Consider the following 16,132-nt stretch of genomic DNA (forward strand, 5'->3'; position numbering starts at 1 on the left):
ACCCCAGTTTAGGCAGTCGGCGACCGGACGGACCCGCGGTCACGAAATATTTGACAGCCCCGATCCGGGCTGATAACTTCACGAGGTATAACGCTAAACCTTCGGAGCGGGCAGCCGCTCAGGGTTCGGTGTTCCCCCTCGACAACCCCGCCTCCCTGGCGGGGTGTCCTCGAAGATAAAGGAGTCTTCATGCGCCACCGAACCCACCTCGTGTCCGGCCTCGCCGTGATCGCGGCCGTCGGCCTTCTGGCCACCGGATGCAGCAGTTCACCGACAACCGCCCCCGCCGAGTCCGCGGCGGAGTCGACCGAGGCGCCGGTGCGCGCCGACGCCGACCTGGTGATCTGGACCTCCCAGGAGCAGGCCACCATGCTCAAGCCGTTCGCCGCCACCTTCGGCGAGGAGAACGGCATCTCGGTGGAGGTGCAGGCCATCAGCGGCGAACTGCGCGCCACCTACGTCACCGCCACCAATTCCGGCAAGGGCCCTGACATCCTGGTGACCGCCAGCGACGCCATCGGCAACCTCGTGCAGAACGACGCCATCGACCCGCTCAACCTGTCGGCAGAGCAGCTCGGCAAGTACCAGGGTGTGGCCGTGAACGCGATGACCTACAACAACCAGGTCTACGGTGTGCCGTACGCGATCGACAACGTCGCCCTGTTCCGCAACACCGACCTCGTCGCCGAGGTGCCCGCCACCATCGAGGACCTCGTCGCCACCGGCCAGCAGCTCGTCGACGCCGGCACCGTGGCGAACGTGCTCTCCCTGCCGGTCGGCCAGAACGGCGACTCGTACCACCTGCAGCCGCTGTTCACCGGAGCCGGCGGCTACCTGTTCGGCACGAACGCCGACGGCACGTACAACCCCGACGACCTCGGCCTGGATTCGCCGGAGTCCATCGCCGCGATGACCAAGGTGCAGGAGCTCGCCAACCAGGGCGTGCTCACCACCTCCATCGACGCCGACAACAGCATCTCCCTCTTCGCCGAGGGCAAGACCCCGTTCATGGTCTCGGGCGGATGGGCCATCGAGGCTCTCACCGAAGCCGGCCTGAACTACGAGATCACCGCGGTTCCCGGCTTCACCGGCGGCACCGCCAAGCCGTTCGTGGGCGTGCAGGGCATGTACATCTCGGCCAAGGCCACGAACAAGTCGTTCGCGCAGGAGTTCGTGACCAACTTCATCGGCAGCGACGTCGACACCTCCCTCGCGTTCAGCGAGGCCAACGGACGACCGTCAGCCGTGACCGAGGCCTTCGTGCAGCAGTCCGAGACGAACGCCGACATCAAGGGCCTCGGCGACGCCGGCGTCCTCGGCCAGCCGAGCCCGACCTTCCCGGCCATGGCCGTGGTCTGGGACCCGCTGAGCAAGGCCGAGGCGGCCATCATCGGTGGCGCAGACCCGACGACGACCCTGCAGGGCGCCGCCGCAACCATCCGTCAGCAGATCGCAGACGCCAACTAAGAGACCCCCGCGACCGGTGCGGGCGCCCTCGGGGCCCGCACCGGACGCTTCCGCCTTGAAGGGGCGACGCGCTATGACCATCCTGCAGAAACGCCCGGAGCAGGCGACGACCGCTCCGCCGACCACCCGCCCGCCGCTTCGCCGCACCGGCAACGGTGGCCTCGGCATCGTCATCAGGTACCTGATGCTGGCGATCGTCCTGGCCGTCGCCATCCAGGCCCTCTCGATCACCGTCGCCAACGAACAGTGGTGGGCCAGCGCGCTCGTTCTCGCGGCCACCCTCGCGGTCGTCGGCACCTACGCCACCCGCAGGGCCGTGCCGCTCAAGTACCTGATCCCGGGCATCCTGCTGATGCTGATGTTCCAGATCTACCCGGTTTTCTACACCTTCTACACCGCGTTCACCAACGCCTCAGACGGTCACACCATCTCCAAGGAGGAGTCGATCGAGGCCATCACCGTGGACGGGCCCATCGTGGAGGGCCAGAACGCCGACCGGTTCGCCCTGAGCATCGCCGTGGCCGACGGTGCCGACCCGAACACCTCCCCGTTCGTCTACCTCCTGGTCGGCGACGACGGCACCGTGTTCCTCGGCGACGAGAGCGGCATCGCCTCGCTGCCGGATTCCAGCGTCACACTCGACGACGGAAAGGTCACCGCAGCGGACGGCTTCACCCTGCTCAACGGCGTACAGATCAACGACCGCTCCGGCGAATTCGACGCCTTCAGCGTTCCGCTGGACGGGGACGAGGCGGTCAAGAAGATCGGTCTCTCGGAAGCATTCGCCGGCACCGTGCAATACCGGTACGACGAGGCCACCGACACCATCGTCGACACCGTCTCCGGCACGGTCTTCGTCGCCGAGAACGCCAGCTGGGTGCCAGAGGACGGCGGTCCGACCCTCGCCCCCGGCTGGAAACAGTTCGTGGGCGTCGACAACTTCGCCAAGGTGCTCACCAACGACACCGTACGCAACAGCTTCATCGGCATCCTGATCTGGAACATCGCGTTCGCCGGCCTGTCGGTGTTGACCACCTTCGCGTTGGGTCTGCTGTTGGCGATCGTGCTCAACCGCAAAATGATCGGGCAGCGCCTCACCCGGTCGCTGCTCCTGCTGCCGTACGCCCTGCCCGGCTTCATCACCGCGCTGGTCTGGGCGAGCATGTACAACAAGGACTTCGGGCTGATCAACAACCTCACCGGCCTCGACGTCAACTGGCTCGGGGATGTCTGGTGGGCCAAGGTGGCCCTGCTGGTCACCAACCTCTGGCTCGGTTTCCCGTACATGTTCCTGATCTGCACCGGAGCGCTGCAGTCGATGCCGGCCAACCTCACCGAGGCGGCGATCGTGGACGGTGCGTCACCGTGGCGGGTCTTCCGCTCCATCACGGTGCCGATGCTGATGGTCGCGATCGCGCCGATGCTGGTGGCGTCGTTCGCGTTCAACTTCAACAATTTCACGCTGATCTTCCTGCTCACCGAGGGCGGCCCGTTCCCGGCCGACAATCCGTCCGCCGGCGCCACCGACCTGCTGATCAGCTACACCTACCGGCTGGCCTTCGGTGACGGCGGGTCGCAGTTCGGGTTCGCCGCGGCGATCTCGATCTTCATCTTCATCATCGTCGCGATCCTGTCGATCTCCAGCTTCAAACGCGCACTGTCCCTCGAGGAGGTCAACTCATGACGATCGCACCCCTGGCACCGACCCCGACCGACCCCGACCCGGTCGGCACCCCGAGACCCCGCCGCGGCCGGTTCGCCAGCGGCATCCAGGGTTCCTGGTGGCAGCGCACCGGATGGCGGTACCTGGTGGCGCTGCTGGCCCTCGCGTTCGCGCTGTTTCCGGTGTTGTTCATCGTCTCCGCCGCGATCAACCCGCTGGGCACCCTGCAGAGCACCTCGGTGATTCCCACGAGCGCGTCGCTGCAGAACTTCACCGACCTGTTCAACAACCCGGAGATCCAGTTCGGGTCGTGGTTCTTCAACTCGATCCTGGTCACCCTCACCGCCACCGTGGTCACCGTGCTGATCTCCGGCGCCGCCGCGTTCGCGTTCTCCCGCCTGCGCTTCCGCGGCCGGTACCAGTTCCTGCTCGGGCTGCTCCTGCTGCAGATGTTCCCGTCGCTGTTGGCCCTCATCGCGCTCTACCTGATGTTCGTCGAGATCGGCGGCATCTTCCCGGCGTTCGGGCTGAACGCCTCGCTCGGCCTGGTCCTGGCCTACCTGGGCGGGGTGCTCGGCGGCAACGTCTGGCTGCTCAAGGGCTACTACGACACGGTGCCCCGGGAACTCGATGAGGCGGCCCGCATCGACGGCGCCTCGCACGCGCAGACCTTCTTCCTGATCGTGCTTCCCCTGGTGAAGCCGATCCTGGCGACGGTGGCGCTGCTCACCTTCGTGGCCACGTACAGCGAGATCATGCTGGCGTCGGTCTTCCTCACCGAGTCCGACGCCAAGACCCTCGCGGTGGGCCTCTACGGACTCATCCAGGGCCAGCGCAATGCCAACTTCGGCGTCTTCAGCGCCGGCGCCCTGCTGGCCTCGCTGCCGGTGCTGATCGTCTACCTGGGGCTGCAGAAGTACCTCGTCGGCGGGCTCACCGACGGCTCGGTCAAGGGCTGATCCGCACCGATCATCTCCAGACCTCCCCCGACTCTTCTTTCGATAAGGACCCGTTTCGCCATGACCATCAGCTCCACCACCCCCGCCTTCCCCGCCGCGGCCGTCTCCGCCGCCGCCGCCGTACCGGCCCCGGTCCGGCCGACGCTGCCGGTCGCGCCGCACGCGCATCCGGCCGCCGTTGTCACCGGCCCGAACTATCGGTTCACGGTGCTCACCTCCCGCCTGATCCGGATGGAATACAGCCAGCAGAACCGCTTCGAGGACCGCGCGTCCCAGCTGGTGCTGAGCCGCGAGTTCGACCTGCCGCAGTTCAGGGTCATCGACCACGGCAGCCACCTGCAGATCATCACCGCACACCTGCAACTCTCCTACGACAAATTGCCGTTCACCCCCAACGGGCTGAGCGTGCAGGTGACCGGCAACCTCAGCGACCACAAGAGCATGTGGCGCTTCGGCGAGCCGGCCGCAGACCTCGGCGGAACCGCGCGCACCCTGGACGATATCGACGGGCCCGTGCCACTGCAGCCCGGCCTGATGTCCCGACACGGGTTCTCCGTCGTCGACGACAGCGCATCCCTGGTCTTCGACGACGACGGCGGGCTTGAGCCACGCTCAGGCACGGGCACCGACCTGTACTTCTTCGGCTACGGGCGCAGCTACCGGGATTGCCTGGCCGACTTCTACGCCCTCACCGGCCCCACCCCCCTGCTGCCCAGGTTCGCGCTGGGCAACTGGTGGAGCCGGTTCCACCGGTACTCCGACGCGGATTACCGGGAGTTGTTCGAGAGGTTCGAGAGTGAGAGATTGCCCTTCTCCGTCGCCGTCGTCGACATGGACTGGCACACCGTCGACATCGACCCGAAGTACGGCAGCGGCTGGACCGGCTACAGCTGGAACACCGAGCTGTTCCCCGACCCGGACGAGTTCATGGCCTGGCTGCACGAGCGCGGGCTCAAACTGACGCTCAACGTGCATCCGGCCGACGGCGTGCAGGCCCACGAAGACGCCTACGCGTCGATGGCCCGTCGGCTGGGGGTCGACACCGAGAACGAAGACCCGATCGTGTTCGACATCACCGATCCGGCCTTCCTCTCGGCCTACTTCGAGTGCCTGCACCACCCGCTGGAGGAGCGCGGGGTGGACTTCTGGTGGCTGGACTGGCAGTCGGGGCCGCACTCCAGGGTGGCGGGCCTCGACCCGTTGTGGATGCTCAACCACTTCCACTTCCTCGACAGCGCCCGCGCCGGCAACCGGCCGATGACCTTCTCCCGGTATGCCGGCCTCGGCAGCCACCGCTACCCGATCGGCTTTTCCGGCGACAGCATCGTGAGCTGGGAGAGCCTCGATTTCCAGCCCTACTTCACCGCCACCGCGGCCAACGTGGGCTACGGCTGGTGGAGCCACGACATCGGCGGCCACATGGGCGGGGTGAAGGACGACGACCTGGCCGTGCGCTGGACCCAGTTCGGGGTGTTCTCCCCGATCATGCGCCTGCACAGCCAGGGCAACCCGTTCAGCGGCAAGGAACCGTGGAACTTCCGGGCAGACTCCGCGGCCGTGATGAGCGACCATCTCAGACTGCGCCACCAGCTGGTGCCGTACCTGTACTCCATGAACTACCTGGCCAGCGGGCAGGCCCGACCGCTGGTGCAGCCGCTGTACTACGACTACCCAGAGGAGGACGGCGCCTACCGCGCCCGCAACCAGTACCTTTTCGGCAGTCAGCTGATGGTGTGCCCGATCACACAGCCGATGAACAGCGCCCTGGGCGTGGCCAAGGTGACCGCCTGGCTGCCAGAGGGCAGTTGGATCGATTTCTTCACCGGGCTGCGGTACCGGGGTGGCCGTGAACTGCACCTCTACCGCGGGCAGGAGTCGATCCCGGTGCTGGCCCGGGCCGGCGCGATCGTGCCGCTGGTACCGGTGACGGACGTCGGCAACGCCACCGAGAATCCCGCCGGCCTGCAGGTGCGGATCTTCCCCGGCGCCGACGGCGTCTTCGATCTGCTCGAAGACGACGGCAGCGGCAGCCTGGTCGACGAGCCGGCCTGGGCGCGCACCACAATGGAGTTCACCGCGGCCAGCGGCACCTTCACGATCCGTCCCACCGTGGGCAACCTGGCCTGTGTGCCCACTGAACGGGACTTCAGCCTGGGGTTCGTCGGTGTGACTGCCACCGACACCGTCGACGTGCGCGCCGGCGGGCTCCCGGTCACGTACACGACCGAGTACTCGGCGCTCAGCCGCACCCTCACGGTGTCGGTGCAGCGGGTCCCCGGTGCCGGCGGGCTGGTCGTGCGGTTCGACGGCGGCCTGGCCACGGCCGGCAACGACGTGACCGGGCTCTCCCGCGCCCTGCTCACGGATGCGCAGATCGAGTTCGACCTCAAGGCCCGCCTGCAGCGCACCATCGCGCAGGCGACGCATCCGGCCCTGCTGATCGGTCAGCTGCAGACCATGGATCTGGCGCCCGACCTGCTCGGGGCGCTGAGCGAGATCATCCTGGCGGATCCGCTGCACCCGCAGGACTGAGGACGACCGGGCCGGGGTGGCGGATCAGGCGGGGCACCAGCCGCACCAGAACCACCATCCCGACCAGTTCGACGAGGGTCTGGGTGACCACGACCAGCGGCACCAGCGCGAGCGAGGGCGGTAGGGCGAGCGCCAACGGCAGCACCACCAGGGAGTTGCGGGTCGCGCCGCTGAAGACCAGAGCGCGGCCGGCCGGGGCGTCCAGCCGGGTCAGCCGGGCCGCGAGCACGCCCACCGCCACCATGACGACCAGGAAGGCGAGGTAGAGCGGCACCACCGTGAGAAGCGCCGCCGCCTCAGCGCCCACGGCCGCCACCTGGGAGCCGACCACCACGGCGAGGGTGGCCATCATCAACGGCACCATCAACGCCTGCACGGCGCCGTCGACGGTCTGGGCCAGGCGGGGTATTCGACCAGCTGGGGCGCCGCGCGCACTGGGCCTGCCCAACGCCTGCACGGCGGCTGCGGCCGCCAGCGGGAGCACGATCAGCAGGAGGAACGCCTCCAGGAACGGGGCGACCTCGATCAGACCGACGGCCTCGGAGCCGGCGAAGAGCAGCAGGTACACCGGCAGCAACAGGATCTGCAGCAGCATCAGCAGCGGCGTCGCGGCCAACAGCCGGTCCCTGGCGCCCCCGGCCAGGCCGGTGAAGACGATCACGTAGTCCACGCACGGGGTGAGCAGTACGAGCAGCACCCCGAGCAGGAGCGCCCGGTCGTCGGCGACGAATCGGCTGAGCGCGTACACCACGACGGGTACGACGAGGAAGTTGAGCGCGAGCACGGCGCAGAGGAAGCGCAGATCGCCCGCCGACCGCCGCAGCTGCGCCAGCGGGATCCCGAGGAACGTGGCGAACAGCAGCAGTGCGAGCAATGGGGTGATGCCGAGTGCGAGGGCGGGTGCCGACGCGGGCGCGCACCAGCCGAGGAGCGCCCCGCCGACGATCGCGGCCAGGTAGAGCGGCACCTGCCGGCGCTCCATCCGTCGTCGTATGCCGGTCATGCTCCGGATGGGCTAGTCGGCCGGGGTGGCGTTGCGGCGCAGGTGAACGTCGGTGATGGTCACGTTGACCGCCTGGATGTTCAGTTCGGTGTGGTGGAGCAGCGACGTCGTGATGGCGTCGCGCAGTCGCTTGGCGGTCTGCGGCATCCGCTCGCCCCAGAAGACGCTCGCTTCGACGTTCACCGTGATCGGGCTGCCCGGCACGGCCACATCGCCGTCGAGCGTGCAGGAGCCGATGAAGGTGCCGGCGACGGCGTCGCCGGCGGCGCGGATCAGACCTCGAACGGCGCCCTCGGTGAGGCTCAGGGCAGCCTTCGGCGAGGGGTGCGAGACCGGGATCGTGCGGCCGACGCGGGATTCCCGGTGGATGCTCTTGAGAATTCCGGCCACCCAGCTGTCGGCGTCAGCCGAAAGCTCCGAGACCTCCTCCGCGAGGATGTCCTGGGCCATCGACCTGAACCGGGTGAGCGCGTCGTAGGCGAGGCGGTGGTCAGGTGTGGTGTTGAGCAGCTCGTCCGGCGGGCTCTCGCCCCGGTCGAGGAAGTCGCTGAGATGGGCGATCAGGTCGAAGTCCGGGTCGTCAGGAGAGGAGGTCATCGCCATTCCTCCATCTCTTGCATGAGTTTCTGCCTGGCCCGGGCCAACAGTCCCCGCACCGTCGATGGAGGCAGATCCAGCTCCTCGGCGATCTCGGCGTAACTGTGCCCGCCAATCTCCCGCAGCGTCCAACATTCACGCTGTGATTCGCTCAGAGTACCGAGTGCACGTGTGAGACGCTCCCTTTGAGACGCAGCTTCGGCCCGATGGTGGGGAGATTCGGATTCTGGGGCGGCAACATCCCACTCGCCGAGGGGCTGGTCCGCCCGACGCGCACGGATGCGGTCGATGGCCTTGCGGCTGGTGATGCGCATCAACCAGGCTTTCGTCGCGGCCGGGTCCTGCAGCTCGTGCAGCCGTTCCCAGGCGGTGATGAAGGTGTCCTGCACGACGTCATCGGCATCGCCGTTCGACCCCAGGATGCGCGTGGCGTACGCCCGCATCAGCGGACCATGACGCCGCACGATCACCTCGAAGGCGCGTACGTCGCCGTCGACGGCGCGGGCAACCAGAATCGAGTCTGCTGCATCACCGAGGTTGGAAGGCTCATCGGACACCAATGCTGACACCGGACTCCTCTTCTCCCCCATACGAACGCCCTGCGGGCTGGCCAATTTCGTGACGAACCCCTTGCGAGACTCGTCTGAACAGTATCAATGGAGTTTCACAGAGAGAAAAAACACTCCGAACTGAGAACCGTGCGACATAGTGACTATCTCACCATCCCGCGAATTGTCACAACCGAACCGCACGCGGCCCAACAACCAGGAGCAGCACTCATGACCGGCACCTCTCCCCACCCCGTCACCCCCAACGATTCCACGGCTGATCCCGCAATTGATCCCGCGAACGCCACCCGCGGCACGACGGTCATCACCGACTCCGTCGTCGCCAAGATCGCCGGGCTGGCCGCGCGGGAAGTACCGGGCGTGCACACCCTCGGTGGCGGCGCCGCACGCGTGCTTGGCGCCATCCGTGAGGCCCTCAGCAGCGCCGATCACAGCCAGGGCGTCAGCGTCGACGTCGGTGACGGCCAGGTCAGTGTCGACCTGACTATCGTCGCCACCTACCCCGCGGCCCTGCCCCGGGTTGCCGAGGACGCGCGGAACGCCGTCATCGAGGCGCTCGAGACGCTCGTGGGCCTGCGGGTCACCGGCGTCAACGTGACCATCAACGACGTGCACTTCCCCGATGAGACCGCGGACACCGACTCCGATTCCGACACCGACCAGACCACGATCACCGACGAGAACCGGGCGCAGTGAGCACGGTTCCCGACATCGCCACCACCCGCGGACGCACCCAGATCGGCACCCGCGCGGTGTCCCAGGTCGTCTCTGCGATTGCCGCCGAGGCTCTCGGACTGCGCCGGCGTCAGGTTTCCGTCGATCTGAACGACACTGCGGGGGTCGTCGACGTCACGGTGCGCGCACCCCATCGGGCGTTGCCCGACGCCGCAGCCGACACGGACGATGACGAGCTGGCCCGCACAGAGCACACCCGGAAGCAGGTGCGCGGTACCGTCGGCGAACTCACCGGCATTCAGGTCGGCGCCGTCACCGTGCGCCTGACCACCCACCGGCTGCACCTGCCCCACCGGGGCAGCTGACCTCGACCACCCGCTCCACGGCCACACACCCGCGACCCGGCACCCCGACAGAACGGCTCACCATGAACGGCACGATCAGATCAGCGCAACCCTCGATGAGCCGAGCTGCCGCATCCGAGGGCGAGCCAGGAACGGTGAGCCCCGGTACTCGGCGAGACGCGGAAGCGCTGGCATACGATGCCCGCCGCCCGACGCTCGCGCCCACGGTCATCCACCCCCCAACCTCCCTGACCACCCCCTAGAGAAAGAGAGAACACAATGAGTGGATCCGACAAGATCGAGAACGCCGCCCAGGACCTCGGCGGCAAGGCGAAGGAAGCCTTCGGCAAGGCCACCGACGACGACTCGAAGGTAGCCGAAGGCAAGTCCGACCAGGCGCAGGCCGACCTCAAGAAGGCCGGCGAGAACGTCAAGGACTCCTTCAAGAAGTAACCAATCCGGTCACCCGGCCGGCACCATCGGATTCTCGACGGTGCCGGCCGGGCAGGCCGCGTTCACCCGCATCATCGCCGCCGCGTCGTCTGCCGTCCAGGGCAGGGCCAGGCGCGGTGCCACCTGCCCGTCGGCCGTCGCCGCCTGGGTGGCGATCGCCGCGAGTCGCATCGCCAGGTCAAGGGCAAAATCGGCTCCCGCGCTGGAGTCGTTCACCATCACCACCACCGTCAGCCCGGTCTCCGGGTCGGTGAGACTTGCCGAGAGGTAGCCAGGGATCTCGCCCCCAGCCCCCCGCATCGGGCCCAGCTGCTCCGCCCCCAGGCCCTGCCGCTGCCAAAACGGCTTGCCGCCCTGCGCAACCGTCGCCCACTGCTCGTTCACCGTGTCGGGCTGCAGCAGAGTGCCCGCCGCCAGCGCCTGCGACCAGGTCTTGAGGTCGGCCAGGGTGGACACCACCCCACCGGCCACACCGGCCACGGACGGGGACAGCCGCGTGACGTCGAGCATCCTGGCGCAGTCTGCCCGGCCGGCGCCGTCGACCGCGGCGGTCCAGCCGTGCGGGTGCGGGCCGGGCACCGCCAGCTCCCTGGCGTCGGGGTAGCTCGTCTCCCTCAGGCCGAGCGGGTCGAACAGATAGCGTTGGTAGAGGTCGGCCCAGTCCTGCCCTGTCGCCTCCGCCAGGGCCATCCCCAGCAGCTGCACACCCGCGTCCGAACGGCTCCACAGTCGGCCGGGCGGCCCGACCCTGGCTGTGCCGAGCCCGGCGGAAACGAGCTCGAGCGCCGGCCAACGACGGGTGGGGTTGCTCACGAACTGCGCATCCAGTTCGGGCTGACCCAGGCCCGAGGTGTGCTGGCAGAGCTGGCGCAGCGTGATTCCCTCGATCCCCGGCTGCCTGGTCAGGTAGGTCGACACCGGGTCATCCAGGCCCACCCGCTGCTCCTCTGCCAGCCTGAGCAGCACCGTGCAGGTCATCGCGGTGGTCTGCGTGCCGATCCGAAAGCCCATGTCGGTGGTCAGCGCACCACCGCCAACGGCTCGACCCGTTTCGGGGTCCGCTCGGGTACCGAGCGTGCCCGGGCTGGCCAGCCACCGGCCGGCCCACGGCACCCAGACGCCCGCAATCGCCCCGGATGCCCCGGCCAGCGCCATCCCGTCGGCCAACGCCGCATCCAGCGCGGCCAGGGTCTCCGCCGACAGTGTGCCCGTCGCCTGCTCCGGGCCGAACGGCTGCGGAACCTCGGCCTGCGCGCACCCCGCCAGCGGGAGCACCAGGGTGAGCAACAGGGCTACCCCCGCGCGCACCAGTGCCCGCCGATGCCGTTCCCCCGGGACGGCTGTCGTGTCGCCGCGCGCCGAACCGCCGCCACTCGTTCCCGTCCGGTCAGCTGTCACGGCAACCCCACGACCAATCTGCGCCCTCTCGAGCCATCCCGCAGGATGCACCGGTCAGGCCTGTTGCCGTGGAGTGTACCCAGAGCGCTGGCGGTGCGCTCGGTCAGGGAGCGGTTAGCGGCGGGTCCGGCCGCTCAGCGAGCCCGAGTAAACCCGAGCAAGCCCAATAAAGTTCTCCACAGGTGTCATTTCCGCAACACAAGACTTCGATACTGAGCTATTCTCACTACATGCCCAGCATCGCAGCTGTATCCGCCCCCGACACCCCGGAAAGTGCCGTGCTGCCTGCGGATTCGGTGCTGGTGCATCCGTTGGCCGCCGCGGTTGAGGCGGTCGAGATGCTCGGGGCGTCCAGCGCCGACTACGACGCCTTGACGGATGCGGAGTTGATCGCCGGGCAGAAGAAGCTCGCGACGCTACGGGCTCTGCTCGAGACCCGGGCGGTGTGGCTGGCGAAGACCCTCACCCACCGGTCGCGCCGTGAGCTCGGCCAACAGGGCCTGGCCGCCACGCAGGGCTTCCTCTCCCCGGCCGAGCTGATCCAGGAGTTCACCGGCTGCACCCGGGCAGATGCCCGCAAGCTGATGGATGTGGGCGCGATGCTCGACGACACCGAGACCGCCGAGGCCGAGCAGGCTGTGCAGGCCGAGGCGGACGATTCCGATGAACCTGCCTGTTCGGAGCCGACTGGGTTGCCCTGGTACAGCCCGATCTCCGCCGCGGTCGCCACCGGTTCCCTCTCCGTGGCCGCCGCGCACGCGATCCGCGCCGGGCTCGGCGCCATCGACACCGTCGTCACCGCCGAAGTCCTCCGCACCGCCGTTCTCGATCTCCTGGCCGAGGCGAAGACGATGACCGTCGACGCCCTCCTCAAACGCTCCCGACGGGCGCGCGACACCCTCGACGCCGCCGGCATCGCCACCCGGGAACAGAAAGCCTGGGACGACCGGTACCTGCGCGTCTGGACCAGCGACTCCGGTCAGGTGCACCTCAACGGCCAGTTCCCGCCCGAGCAGGGCGCGTTCCTGCTCTCCGTCTACGACAGCGCCACCGGCCCCCGCCGCGGCGGGGTGCGGTTCGTCGACCCTGAGCGGGCCGCCTGGGCCAAAGCCGTGCAGGACGACCCGCGCAGCACCGACCAGCTCACCGCAGACACCTTCATCGAGCTGATCAAGGCCGGCAGCACGGTCAACCCGGACCGGATGCTCGGCGGACGCACCCCCGCCGTCCGCGTCCTCACCACCACCCCGGCCCCGGCCCGACCCACCGACGCCCCGGCACCGGCTCGATCCGCCGACGAACCCGCACCCGCACCGGCACCGACACCGACGTCGGCCCGGCCCACTGACGCCCCAGCCCCGGCCCGGCCCACCGACGCACCAGTCCCCGAGCCGGTACCGGAGCCACCGCCGGAAATCGACCCGACCGCGGTGCTCGTCCCGATTCCCGACGGTACCGGACACGGCTTCATCGAGGGCCACACCGACCCCGTTTCGCAGGAGACCATCGACCGGCTTTGTTGCACCAGCGGCACCCTGCAGATCGACTTCGACGACACCGGCCAACCCCTCAACCTCGGCCGGGAACAACGCGTCTTCACCGCCGGCCAACGCATCGCCCTCGCCGCCCGAGACGGCGGCTGCATCTGGGGCGACTGCGACAAGCCACCCTCCCGCACCGAAGCCCACCACCTCGAAGAATGGGTGCGCGACCACGGCGCCACCGACATCGCCCTCGGCATCCTGCTCTGCCCGCCACACCACCGGTTACTGCACAGTCAGGGCTGGCAGATCTTCGAAAACCAAGGCATCTACTGGCTACGACCACCCGCCAGCGCCGACCCCGGCCAGACGCTCATCCGGATGCGCAGCAAGAGCGCCGCGGCGCAGGAGCGACACGACCCACACGACCCACACGACCCACACTGAGCCGATAGCCGCACCGGGCCGCCACCTGCATTGAGCCGACGGCGAGCGCCGCCCGACCCGCGCCATCCGCCGGCCGGCCGTGTTGAGACTCGGTGGGGTGCGAGTCCTGGTTGAGGGGCGGGTCAGGCTCGCTCGAGGGGCGGGGTGACGCGCAGCCCCTCCATGAAACGCAGGACGTTCTCGTCGACGATGATGTCGCTGGGGCGCAGCGGCCGGGTCAGGTACAGGCCGTTCAGGCTGGTCAGCCTGCTCAGAGCCACGTAGGTCTGGCCGGGGCTGAACACCCGGGCGCCCAGGTCCACGATCGCCCGCTCATAGGTGGCGCCCTGCGACTTGTGAATCGTGACCGCCCAGGCCAACCGCAGCGGGAACTGGGTGAACTCGGCGACCACATCCTTGCTGAGTTTTTTCGTGGCCGCGTTGTAGGTGTACTTGAACTTCTCCCACACGGTGGGCTCCACCTCGTGGGTGGTGCCATCGATGTCCACGTACACCGTGGAATCGACCCGCGTGACGGTGCCGATCGTGCCGTTGACCCAGCGGGGACCGCCGTCGAGAGGATTGTCGTTGCGCAGGAACATCACCTGCGCGCCGACCTTAAGCTCCAGGACCTCGTCTGCCGGGTAGGTGCGTCCGCCGAAGTCGCCGGTGACCTCGGCCTTGGCCGACAGCGACTTACCCGACAGGCGCTTCAGCGCCGCCGCATTGATGCGGTTGACGGCGTCATTGCGCGTGGCCAGGGTGATGACACCCTCGGTCGGCGGCTGACGCGCGCCCGCACCGTTGAGCGCACCACCGATCTCGGGGGTCACCTGGCCGTACCGCACGGCGTTGAGCATGGTCTTAAAGCCGGCATCGTGCTGACGGTGGATCTCGGTGAGCTCGAAGATCTTGAGCTCGGCGCTCTTCCACACGTTCGCGTCGAAGAACCACATCGACCGGTAGGTGTCGGCGAAGTAGGCCCGCTCCTCGGGGTCGCCAGGCACGGGGGCCAACTGGTACGGGTCGCCGAAAAGAACGATCTGCACGCCACCGAAGGTGTCGTGCGGCCGCTGCCTGGCCTGACGCAGGCTGCGATCGATGGCATCCATCAGGTCGGCATTGACCATCGAGACCTCGTCGATGACGACGGTGTCGATGGTGTTGAGCAGTTTGCGCAGCTGGTCGTTCTGGTCGATGGCGTGGTCGGCGATGACCCCGATCGGCAGTCGGAACAGGGAGTGCAGCGTCTGGCCGCCGACGTTGAGCGCGGCGACTCCGGTAGGGGCGGCGATGACGATCTGCTTGCTGGTGTTCCAGGAAAGGTGGTTGAGCAGGGTCGACTTACCGGTGCCGGCACGACCGGTGACGAACACATTCTGCTTCGTGCCCTCGATGGCGGCAAACACCTCGGCCTGCTCGCGCGAGAGCGGAATCTCAGAGGGAATCGCAGTCACGGAGGAACTTTCACGAAAAGGTAGCGGGGGCGTATCGGCGGGCGGCTCAGAGCCAACCCTGAACACTTCCACTGTATCCGCCCACCACCGACCGGCCCACTCGCACACCGACCGGTGGATAACTCGCCCGCGACACGTCGGAGGGGCACCTGGGACTCATCCCACCTCGATCTGCACCGGGAATTCGTTCTCGACACTGCCGTCCTTGGCGCTGTTGTCGTAGGCGACCAGGTCGTAGTAACCGACCGACAGGTCGGCCGGTATCGTCACGGTGGCGTCGAAGTTCGACTCCTCCGTGCCGCTCTCCGCGGTTACCTGCTGCGTCAGCACGACCTCGCCCGACGCAGTGCGCAGGTCGAGGCTGAACTGCGCCTCGAACACGAATGCCCTCCCCTTGACGAAGAGCGGGTCGCCAGGCGCCACCCTGTCGCTGCAGACGGGCTGGTAGATGAAGATCGGCGGCCGTTCGGTGCCGACCACAACCTCGTGCTCGACCACATTGATCGGGCTGCCGTCCATGGCGCTGCGTTCGAAGGCGCGCAACGTGGCCGGGGTGTCGATCTCCGGCGGCATAAAGCCCAGCACGGTCTGCCAGGTGCCTTCCGTGCCGGAACCCGAGGTCGCCATCACCTCGCGAACGCACAGGGTGTCACCGACCGGCGTCACCAGTTGAACGGTGAGCGCCGCCTCGAAGGTGTTGGCCCGGCCACTGACGGTCAGAGGGCTCGTCACCCTGGCCCCTGCGGTGGGGTCCTCGATCACGATGAGCGCCCCCGGAGAGGGCCCGGGCGACGAGGGAACAGGCGTCGGGCTACCGGGCGCGCCTGGATCTGTGGGTGTGGGACTGGACGGTGCGGTGGGCGACGCGGAGGGAGTCGCGGTGGGGGACGCCGACGGGGTGGGCGTTGCCGACGGGCCGGAGCCGGGGGCGCAGGCTGCCAGAGTGCCGAGCAGTACGAGCGCCAGGAGGGACGACCGACGATGCGGTCGCGCCGTGTTCATGATGATCATCTCCTTGGGTAGATGCAGGGAGCCTACCGCCGCACCGGGTTGACGGCTGCCCCCGCGCCATCCCTCCCGCACGAACCCCAAGGACGGCCCCGTAGGA

At 68.3% G+C, this 16,132-nt stretch carries 14 protein-coding genes; 8 read left to right on the forward strand and 6 right to left on the reverse strand.

The window, feature by feature from the left end:
* Positions 1-189: 189 nt before the first annotated feature.
* The 4 genes from K2F54_RS11170 (at position 190) to K2F54_RS11185 (ending at position 6,621) form a co-directional block, all read left to right on the forward strand.
* On the forward strand, positions 190-1,467 hold the full coding sequence (locus tag K2F54_RS11170) for a sugar ABC transporter substrate-binding protein (RefSeq protein ID WP_220605950.1): 1,278 nt from the start codon (positions 190-192) through the stop codon (positions 1,465-1,467).
* A gap of 73 nt (positions 1,468-1,540) precedes the next feature.
* Positions 1,541-3,151, forward strand: a complete 1,611-nt coding sequence (locus K2F54_RS11175) for an ABC transporter permease subunit (RefSeq protein WP_220605951.1) — start codon at positions 1,541-1,543, stop codon at positions 3,149-3,151.
* The gene (locus K2F54_RS11180) at positions 3,148-4,089 is read left to right on the forward strand and encodes a sugar ABC transporter permease (protein ID WP_220605952.1); all 942 of its coding nucleotides are present in this window, start codon (positions 3,148-3,150) and stop codon (positions 4,087-4,089) included. Before K2F54_RS11175 ends, K2F54_RS11180 begins: the two co-directional genes overlap by 4 nt.
* Positions 4,090-4,149: 60 nt before the next feature.
* On the forward strand, positions 4,150-6,621 hold the full coding sequence (locus tag K2F54_RS11185) for a glycoside hydrolase family 31 protein (protein ID WP_220605953.1): 2,472 nt from the start codon (positions 4,150-4,152) through the stop codon (positions 6,619-6,621).
* Here the strand turns inward: K2F54_RS11185 and K2F54_RS11190 are convergent.
* From K2F54_RS11190 to K2F54_RS11200, 3 genes are read right to left on the reverse strand one after another with little or no spacing between them, the layout of a single operon-like run.
* The gene (locus tag K2F54_RS11190) at positions 6,587-7,624 is read right to left on the reverse strand and encodes a bile acid:sodium symporter (RefSeq protein WP_255577022.1); all 1,038 of its coding nucleotides are present in this window, start codon (positions 7,622-7,624) and stop codon (positions 6,587-6,589) included. The genes K2F54_RS11185 and K2F54_RS11190 overlap by 35 nt on opposite strands.
* A gap of 12 nt (positions 7,625-7,636) precedes the next feature.
* Positions 7,637-8,221 (reverse strand): Asp23/Gls24 family envelope stress response protein, encoded by a 585-nt coding sequence (locus K2F54_RS11195; RefSeq protein ID WP_220605954.1) that lies wholly within the window; start codon positions 8,219-8,221, stop codon positions 7,637-7,639.
* The gene (locus tag K2F54_RS11200) at positions 8,218-8,790 is read right to left on the reverse strand and encodes an RNA polymerase sigma factor (protein WP_308287622.1); all 573 of its coding nucleotides are present in this window, start codon (positions 8,788-8,790) and stop codon (positions 8,218-8,220) included. Before K2F54_RS11200 ends, K2F54_RS11195 begins: the two co-directional genes overlap by 4 nt.
* Before the next feature lie 210 nt (positions 8,791-9,000).
* On the opposite strand from K2F54_RS11200, the gene K2F54_RS11205 reads away from it, so the two are divergent.
* The 3 genes from K2F54_RS11205 to K2F54_RS11215 all read left to right on the forward strand — a co-directional run bounded on the left by K2F54_RS11205 (position 9,001) and on the right by K2F54_RS11215 (position 10,262).
* Positions 9,001-9,486: an Asp23/Gls24 family envelope stress response protein gene (locus K2F54_RS11205; protein ID WP_220605955.1), complete on the forward strand. Its 486-nt coding sequence runs from the start codon at positions 9,001-9,003 to the stop codon at positions 9,484-9,486.
* Complete coding sequence (locus K2F54_RS11210; RefSeq protein ID WP_220605956.1) at positions 9,483-9,830, forward strand: hypothetical protein; 348 nt, start codon at positions 9,483-9,485, stop codon at positions 9,828-9,830. Before K2F54_RS11205 ends, K2F54_RS11210 begins: the two co-directional genes overlap by 4 nt.
* Before the next feature lie 258 nt (positions 9,831-10,088).
* Positions 10,089-10,262: a CsbD family protein gene (locus K2F54_RS11215; protein ID WP_220605957.1), complete on the forward strand. Its 174-nt coding sequence runs from the start codon at positions 10,089-10,091 to the stop codon at positions 10,260-10,262.
* A 9-nt stretch (positions 10,263-10,271) separates the two neighbouring features.
* On the opposite strand, the gene K2F54_RS11220 is transcribed toward K2F54_RS11215, so the two are convergent.
* Positions 10,272-11,660 (reverse strand): serine hydrolase domain-containing protein, encoded by a 1,389-nt coding sequence (locus tag K2F54_RS11220; RefSeq protein ID WP_220605958.1) that lies wholly within the window; start codon positions 11,658-11,660, stop codon positions 10,272-10,274.
* A gap of 230 nt (positions 11,661-11,890) precedes the next feature.
* Between K2F54_RS11220 and K2F54_RS19440 the strand changes: the two genes are divergently transcribed.
* Positions 11,891-13,588, forward strand: coding sequence for an HNH endonuclease signature motif containing protein (locus K2F54_RS19440; protein ID WP_220605959.1), 1,698 nt, complete (start codon positions 11,891-11,893; stop codon positions 13,586-13,588).
* Between the two features lie 122 nt (positions 13,589-13,710).
* Here the strand turns inward: K2F54_RS19440 and K2F54_RS11230 are convergent, their stop codons facing one another.
* A complete protein-coding gene (locus tag K2F54_RS11230) occupies positions 13,711-15,024 on the reverse strand; it encodes an ATP-dependent DNA helicase (RefSeq protein WP_308287623.1) in 1,314 nt (437 codons plus the stop codon).
* A gap of 156 nt (positions 15,025-15,180) precedes the next feature.
* Positions 15,181-16,026 (reverse strand): Gmad2 immunoglobulin-like domain-containing protein, encoded by an 846-nt coding sequence (locus tag K2F54_RS11235; RefSeq protein ID WP_220605960.1) that lies wholly within the window; start codon positions 16,024-16,026, stop codon positions 15,181-15,183.
* Positions 16,027-16,132: the final 106 nt, after the last annotated feature.

It is taken from the genome of Cryobacterium inferilacus, from assembly GCF_019599185.1.
GTDB classification, from domain to species: Bacteria; Actinomycetota; Actinomycetes; order Actinomycetales; family Microbacteriaceae; genus Cryobacterium; species Cryobacterium inferilacus.

What these genes read in the sequence shown, in the direction of transcription:
- K2F54_RS11170 (WP_220605950.1), top strand. Translation starts at nt 190, where the DNA reads ATGCGCCACCGAACCCACCTCGTGTCCGGCCTCGCCGTGATCGCGGCC.
- K2F54_RS11175 (WP_220605951.1), top strand. Translation starts at nt 1,541, where the DNA reads ATGACCATCCTGCAGAAACGCCCGGAGCAGGCGACGACCGCTCCGCCG.
- K2F54_RS11180 (WP_220605952.1), top strand. Translation starts at nt 3,148, where the DNA reads ATGACGATCGCACCCCTGGCACCGACCCCGACCGACCCCGACCCGGTC.
- K2F54_RS11185 (WP_220605953.1), top strand. Translation starts at nt 4,150, where the DNA reads ATGACCATCAGCTCCACCACCCCCGCCTTCCCCGCCGCGGCCGTCTCC.
- K2F54_RS11190 (WP_255577022.1), bottom strand. Translation starts at nt 7,624, where the DNA reads ATGACCGGCATACGACGACGGATGGAGCGCCGGCAGGTGCCGCTCTAC.
- K2F54_RS11195 (WP_220605954.1), bottom strand. Translation starts at nt 8,221, where the DNA reads ATGACCTCCTCTCCTGACGACCCGGACTTCGACCTGATCGCCCATCTC.
- K2F54_RS11205 (WP_220605955.1), top strand. Translation starts at nt 9,001, where the DNA reads ATGACCGGCACCTCTCCCCACCCCGTCACCCCCAACGATTCCACGGCT.
- K2F54_RS11215 (WP_220605957.1), top strand. Translation starts at nt 10,089, where the DNA reads ATGAGTGGATCCGACAAGATCGAGAACGCCGCCCAGGACCTCGGCGGC.
- K2F54_RS19440 (WP_220605959.1), top strand. Translation starts at nt 11,891, where the DNA reads ATGCCCAGCATCGCAGCTGTATCCGCCCCCGACACCCCGGAAAGTGCC.
- K2F54_RS11235 (WP_220605960.1), bottom strand. Translation starts at nt 16,026, where the DNA reads ATGAACACGGCGCGACCGCATCGTCGGTCGTCCCTCCTGGCGCTCGTA.